Raw genomic sequence first — 6,300 nt, 5'->3', positions numbered from 1 at the left:
GGGTTAACGCTTGAGTTTGCAGACAAGCTTGAAGGTAACATAACGCTTTCTAACGGCAAACAGCTCCCGATTACACAAGGACGCGCTAAGTTCACACTAGAAGAACTAGATGGAAGTGACAGCATCACGTTACCAGAAGCGACAACTCGTGTGTTACCTTACATTCCGGCTCAATAGCCTTGAGTTAGACGATTGACCACACGGCGTTAATCTAAACAAAACAATGTAAAGCAGCCAACTCAAACCAAGTTAGGCTGCTTTTCTTTTCCTACAACCAGCGTGGTTTGCGCTTTTCAAGCTCATTTTTTATGAAAGATGAGCGGTTATCACTAGATAAAGTGGCATCTTTCAACCAGTCACCTTGTTTATCCTGCCGTTACTATTTCAACATGAAATAAAAATCCGTATAATCCACGCCCTAAAACAGTCCCACTAGCAATCTACAGTCGGTAATACGACGGTGTGAGAGTCGCAATGAACCAAAACGATAATAGAAAAGAAGTACTAGAATTCAACAAACTTCAGAAACGTCTGAGAAGAAATGTTGGAAATGCCATCATCGACTACAACATGATCGAAGAGAATGATGTGGTAATGGCATGTATCAGTGGCGGTAAAGATTCATTTGCGATGCTAGATATTTTGCTACGTTTACGTGAAGCAGCACCAATCAAATTTGATGTTGTTGCGGTAAACCTAGATCAAAAACAACCTGGGTTCCCTGAGCACATTCTTCCTGAATACTTTGAAACGCTGAACATTCCTTACTACATCGTAGATAAAGATACGTACTCAGTAGTTAAAGAGAAGATTCCAGAAGGTAAGACAACATGTGGTCTATGTTCTCGTCTGCGTCGTGGTACTTTGTACTCGTTCGCTGAGAAGATTGGCGCGACTAAGATCGCTCTTGGTCACCACATGGATGACATCGTTGAAACTATGTTCCTTAACATGTTCCACGGCGCTCGTCTAAAGGCTATGCCTCCTAAGCTACGTTCTGATGATGGTCGTAACGTTGTTATTCGTCCACTGACTTACTGTCGTGAAACCGACCTAATCAAATACGCTGAACACAAAGAGTTCCCAATCATTCCTTGTAACCTATGTGGTTCGCAAGAAAACCTACAACGTCAAAGCATTAAAGCAATGCTAATTGACTGGGACAAGAAGACACCAGGCCGTGTTGAAAAGATCTTTAAGTCGATTCAAAACGTTAGCCCAAGCCAACTGGCTGACCGCGAACTGTTTGACTTCGTAAACCTTCCACTAGACCGTAGTGGCGAGCGCGAAGAATACGAATTCCAAGAAGCTGAAATCTCATCTTCTAACATCGACGAGTCAATGTTCATCGACGTAACGAACGTATAAAACGAACAATCGTTGTAGAGCAGTAGATGCACCTACAACAGACAAACAAAAACGCCTCAAGCAATGCTTGAGGCGTTTTTTTATGAGTTGAACTCGCAGTTAAGTTCGTCTGCTGAAACGCATTAACCTTTCGAGAGGTTAGGGTCGAGTGGGCTAACGTAACCAGATGGCTTAAGCGCCAAAACATCACAGTTAATCTTATCAATCACGTGCTCTGCGGTATTACCAATAAATACCGCAGATAAGCCCGTACGACCGGTTGTACCCAAGATCACCATCGCAGCGTTGTTCTCAGACGCAACACGTGGAATGACATCTTCAGGCAAGCCTTGCTCAACAACGGTCTGCTCTTCACACATACCATGCTTCTGACGCAGTGCCTTCATCGCTGTTAAGTGATGACCACGAACTGCATCGGTGTAAGACGTAGGATCGAACTCAGGCAGTTCGATAGTGATATTCGCCGGAGTGACGGGGTAAGCGTTAACTAAGAAAGGTTCCGCATCCAAACGACCAGTAATCTCAAGTAGTCGATCGACCATAGTATCGTTAAGTTCTATATGCGCTTCCGTCTCTGAGCCTACGTGAACGGACGCATAAATTTTTGCATGCTCTGGCCAGAAATCGTTTTTAACGAGCAGTACAGGGCTAGGGCACTTTCTCAACAGGTGCCAATCAGTTGGTGTGAAGATAACTGATTCCAAAGTATCGTGCTTGCGCGTGCCCTTAATCAAAATATCGTGACCGCCGCTATATACCTCAGCAATGATGGCTTCGTAAGGACGATTATGCCAAACCACTTGAACATTAAATTCAATAGAATCATCTAGGTAAGGCTGTGCTACTTTGTTCATCCAGGTTTCACGCTGATGAATCACGCCCTTGCGCATTGCGTCTCGTTCATCGACAGAGAGCATAGATGTCATTTCATACGAGAAGTCGTAGATAGACAAAAAGAAAGTGATATGGCTTGTTGAGGTGCTTTTCTTAGCAAGTTGGATAGCACGAACTAGAGCAGGTTGCTCATCGTGATTAATGTCTGCGACAACTAAAATTTTGTTATAGATACTCATAACTAAGCCTACTTTTCAGACCGAACATATAAATAATGTAGCGTAGTTATGGGGAGATTAAGAGAAATAAAAGAGGTTTTAAGGGAGAAACATGATGTAGCTCATTATTGAACTACATCATTGATATCTAGACTATTCTTTTGAAACGCCAGCAAGTTCCATCAGTGCATCGTGATCTTCGATAGTGATATATTTGCCTTTAACGCTCAAGATGTCTGCTTTCTGGAAACGACCTAAAAGACGGCTAATAGTTTCAACCGTTAAACCTAAGTAGTTACCAATATCACCACGAGTCATCGTTAAGCGGAACTCACGTGGGCTGAAACCACGTTGAGAGAAGCGAGTTGAAAGGTTGTAAAGGAATGCAGCAAGACGCTCTTCCGCATTCTTCTTAGAAAGAAGCAGAATCATTTCTTGGTCGCCTTTAATCTCGTTACTCATCAGGCGCATAATTTGCTGACGCAACTTAGGCATTTTTCCTGATAGATCATCAAGAATCTCGTATGGGATTTCACATACCATAGAAGTTTCTAGTGCTTGTGCGAAACTAGGGTGTAGGTCACCAGTAATCGCATCAAAGCCAACAAGATCGCCCGCTAGGTGGAATGCAGTAATCTGCTCGTCACCTTGCTCGGTAATCGTGTAGCTCTTGATCGTTCCAGAACGAATAGCGTAGAGAGATTTAAGCTCGTCACCGGCTTTAAATAACTCTTGGCCTTTTTGAATAGGCTTTTTTCTCTCAATGATCTGATCAAGTTGATCAAGTTCAGATTCATTCAAAGTGAACGGAATACAAAGTTGGCTAATACTACAATCCTGGCAATGGATCGCACAGCCACCAGATTGGACACGTTTCGTTACAGGCTTTTCAGAAATCATAACAATCTTTCACTATTTGATATACGTCAATATTTTAGCATTCCTTTATCCAGTTGGGTAGTAAAAAAACCGGATTTAAAGAATGGCTATACGGTATAAATAATGAGCTGCAGTGCCATATATCCGGTGTAGAAACCGTAAATCAGGATTAAAATCGCACCGAGTTGACGAAATAAGTCAGCTTGTTGCAATTTCTTGAGGAAGCTAGCGCCCATACCAACCGTCAGCATCGCAGGAAGCGTTCCTAAGCCAAATGCGAGCATGATTCCCGCTCCATTATACCAACTGCCTGACACAGCCGCCCAGGTCAGCATAGAGTAGACTAGACCACACGGTAACCAACCCCAAATGAAACCAAACGGCAGAGCGTGGCTTGGATGCTTGAGTGGGAGGAAAGACTTACCGACTGGTGAAATATAACGCCACAACTTCTGACCGACCTTCTCAAAGAACAGCAAGCCAAACCACCACTTCCCGATATACAGGCCCAAAATGATCATAAAGATGGCGGCGAACAAACGAAGCCAATTAAGTAGCGCGTTGAAGTCGCTAAGTTGACCGATTGAAGAGATAGCACCGCCGATCACACCGCCAATAACGGCATAGCTGAGTAGGCGACCAAGGTTGTAAAGTAGGGGAATAACCGGGGAAGGTTTGGTATTGCCGATTGAAAGGAGCGACGCAATGCCACCACACATTCCCATGCAGTGGCCCGCGCCGATCAGTCCGACAACAAAGGCTCCGATCCAATCAGGCGTCATCGTTCTTTTTGTCTAGGTTAGTTGGGCTTTCTGTATTAGCTTTATCATTCTTAACAGGCTTGCTGTCAGAGTGAGCATGGGCCTTTTCGTCTTCATCAAACAAAATGTTGTGACCTTGACGCTCAAGGTCTTCAAACTGTTCGCTCTTAACGGCCCATAGAAAAATACCAACTGCGATACACACCAGCACAATCGCAATGGGAATCAGGATATATAAACTTTCCATTATTTACCTTGCTCTTTTAAAAGCCTTAATGAGTTAGACACAACAATAATAGAGCTTGCAGACATGCCAACTACGGCAATGTATGGAGCAACCAAACCCGCTACAGCCAATGGAAGGATGAGTAGGTTATATCCCAATGACCATGCTAGGTTTTCGCGGATTATCTTACGCGTTTTTAGCGCCAATGTACGGGACTTAAGTAATCTATCAAGCTTGTCGCCCAATAAAACCATGTCTGCAGAGGCTTTTGCTACATCTGTTCCGCCGCCCATAGCGACAGAAAGGTGAGCACCCGCAAGGATAGGCGCATCGTTAATACCGTCGCCGACCATCATGGTAATGTCTTTTTCATCACGAGAATTAAGGTAAGCAAGCTTATCCTCTGGTTTCGCGTTCGCGACAATATCGGTGATCCCAATTTCTTCAGCCACAGGCTTCGCGTTAATCAAGGAGTCGCCAGTCAACAGGGTAGTTTTAATACCCGCTTCTTTGAATTTTTGGATGAACTCGATGCTTTCTTTACGAATCGGGTCTTCATAAGTGAAGGTTGCGATATGACGTCCAGCCATCGACAAGTAGATACCGTTGCTTTGTGTTGGCTGAGCTTCACCAAGAATAAACTCGCTACTACCGATCGCAACTTCTTGACCGTTCCAGTCACCAGTAATACCTGAACCGATAACGTTGTTTACTGCATCGACTTCAACATCATCTGACACGTGAGTCTTGAATGCTTTCGCAATAGGGTGGTTAGCATGCTGTTCTAGGCTCGCAGCCACTTTTAAACACGTCTCTTTATCAAGCTCAGAGAAAGTTTCCACACGGCTGATACGAATATCACCCTCAGTCAATGTACCCGTCTTATCGATGATCAAGTGATTCACTTTACACAAGGTTTCGAATACGTGGCCTTTACGCAGTAAAATACCAAAGTTGCCCATACGGGATGTCGAACAAGTAATTGCAGTCGGTGTAGCCAGTGAAAGAGCACAAGGACAAGTCGCTACCAGTACAGATAACATGATCCAGAATGCATCTTCTGGACGAGTTTGGTGCCAGTAGAACCAAGTACCGAAAGAGATAATCAAAATAACCGCTATAAAGTAACGAGCCACAATATCTGCAATCTCCGCGATACGAGGCTTAGACAACTGTGCTTCATCTTGAAGACGAACGATATTAGAGATGACCGAGTCCGCTTTTGATGTCATCACTTCCAGTTCAAACGACTCGTCACCATTCAACGTGCCAGCGAAGACAGTATCGCCTTCGTTTTTCACGACATGGATAGATTCGCCAGTCAGCATGGATTCATCAATGTGAACTCGACCAGAAAGTACTTTACCGTCCGCAGGAATATGCTCACCCGGTAGTACGCGAATCTGATCGCCTACCTTTAAGGTTTTTACTGGAACTTGGTCGCCATCTAACGTTGTCGCCATTGCAGGAACGAGCTTAAGCAGATTACCACTCGCTGCCGCCGCTTTACGACGCGCTCTCATCTCTAAGAAACGACCAAGCAGAAGGAAGAAGGTAAACATCGAAATAGATTCGAAGAAAACTTCTCCTTTCTCTGTCACGGTTGCCACCAAGCTCGCAACGTAAGCAAACAGCAGCGCAATCGACACAGGCACATCCATACCCAGCGTTCGCCCCTTAATACTGCGCCATGCATTGATGTAGAACGGCAGAGCAGAATAAAGCAATACCGGCGTTGCAAAGATCAAGCTTACCCAGCGGAAGTAGTTTTTAAACTCAGGCTCAAGATTGCCAAATACTTCAAGGTATAGTGCGACCGCCAGCATCATCACCTGCATGGTTGCTAAACCAGCAACGCCAAGACGATAGAGGTAGTTCTTCATTGAGCGGTGATAGGCAGCTTCTTGTTGGTCAGCCTCGAAAGGCGCAGCTTTGTAACCTAAGGTATGGATCGCCGATAACAACTCACTCAATTTAACTTGCGTGTTGTCCCAGCTAAGTAGGGCGCGGTTGG

General features: G+C 44.6%; 6 protein-coding genes and 1 pseudogene. 2 read left to right on the top strand and 5 right to left on the bottom strand.

The features are described from left to right. Both BCT81_RS19675 and ttcA read left to right on the top strand, forming a co-directional pair. Nucleotides 1-177: pseudogene (locus tag BCT81_RS19675) on the top strand (DUF2987 domain-containing protein); the annotation flags it as partial. 297 nt (nucleotides 178-474) lie between these two features. Next, the gene (gene ttcA / locus BCT81_RS19670) at nucleotides 475-1,368 is read left to right on the top strand and encodes a tRNA 2-thiocytidine(32) synthetase TtcA (protein ID WP_008221945.1); all 894 of its coding nucleotides are present in this window, start codon (nucleotides 475-477) and stop codon (nucleotides 1,366-1,368) included. A gap of 122 nt (nucleotides 1,369-1,490) precedes the next feature. On the opposite strand, the gene uspE is transcribed toward ttcA, so the two are convergent. The 5 genes from uspE to BCT81_RS19645 all read right to left on the bottom strand — a co-directional run. Further along, nucleotides 1,491-2,441: a universal stress protein UspE gene (uspE, locus tag BCT81_RS19665; RefSeq protein ID WP_102425551.1), complete on the bottom strand. Its 951-nt coding sequence runs from the start codon at nucleotides 2,439-2,441 to the stop codon at nucleotides 1,491-1,493. A 132-nt stretch (nucleotides 2,442-2,573) separates the two neighbouring features. After that, nucleotides 2,574-3,320 (bottom strand): FNR family transcription factor, encoded by a 747-nt coding sequence (locus BCT81_RS19660; protein ID WP_017632474.1) that lies wholly within the window; start codon nucleotides 3,318-3,320, stop codon nucleotides 2,574-2,576. Nucleotides 3,321-3,406: 86 nt separating this feature from the next. Beyond that, entirely contained in the window at nucleotides 3,407-4,081 is a 675-nt protein-coding gene (locus tag BCT81_RS19655; protein ID WP_102425550.1) for a sulfite exporter TauE/SafE family protein, read from the bottom strand. Beyond that, nucleotides 4,071-4,307: a cbb3-type cytochrome oxidase assembly protein CcoS gene (gene ccoS, locus BCT81_RS19650; protein WP_102425549.1), complete on the bottom strand. Its 237-nt coding sequence runs from the start codon at nucleotides 4,305-4,307 to the stop codon at nucleotides 4,071-4,073. The genes BCT81_RS19655 and ccoS overlap by 11 nt, the downstream gene beginning before the upstream one ends. Continuing rightward, nucleotides 4,307-6,300, bottom strand: a 1,994-nt coding sequence (locus tag BCT81_RS19645; protein ID WP_102425548.1) for a heavy metal translocating P-type ATPase, incomplete at its 5' end; no start/stop codon positions are given. The genes BCT81_RS19645 and ccoS, both read right to left, overlap by 1 nt.

This window comes from Vibrio sp. 10N.261.52.A1 (genome assembly GCF_002876325.1).
Taxonomy (GTDB): Bacteria; Pseudomonadota; Gammaproteobacteria; order Enterobacterales; family Vibrionaceae; genus Vibrio; species Vibrio chagasii.
This window is presented reverse-complemented; position numbering and strand designations above follow the sequence as displayed.

What these genes read in the sequence shown, in the direction of transcription:
- ttcA (WP_008221945.1), top strand. Translation starts at nt 475, where the DNA reads ATGAACCAAAACGATAATAGAAAAGAAGTACTAGAATTCAACAAACTT.
- uspE (WP_102425551.1), bottom strand. Translation starts at nt 2,441, where the DNA reads ATGAGTATCTATAACAAAATTTTAGTTGTCGCAGACATTAATCACGAT.
- BCT81_RS19660 (WP_017632474.1), bottom strand. Translation starts at nt 3,320, where the DNA reads ATGATTTCTGAAAAGCCTGTAACGAAACGTGTCCAATCTGGTGGCTGT.
- BCT81_RS19655 (WP_102425550.1), bottom strand. Translation starts at nt 4,081, where the DNA reads ATGACGCCTGATTGGATCGGAGCCTTTGTTGTCGGACTGATCGGCGCG.
- ccoS (WP_102425549.1), bottom strand. Translation starts at nt 4,307, where the DNA reads ATGGAAAGTTTATATATCCTGATTCCCATTGCGATTGTGCTGGTGTGT.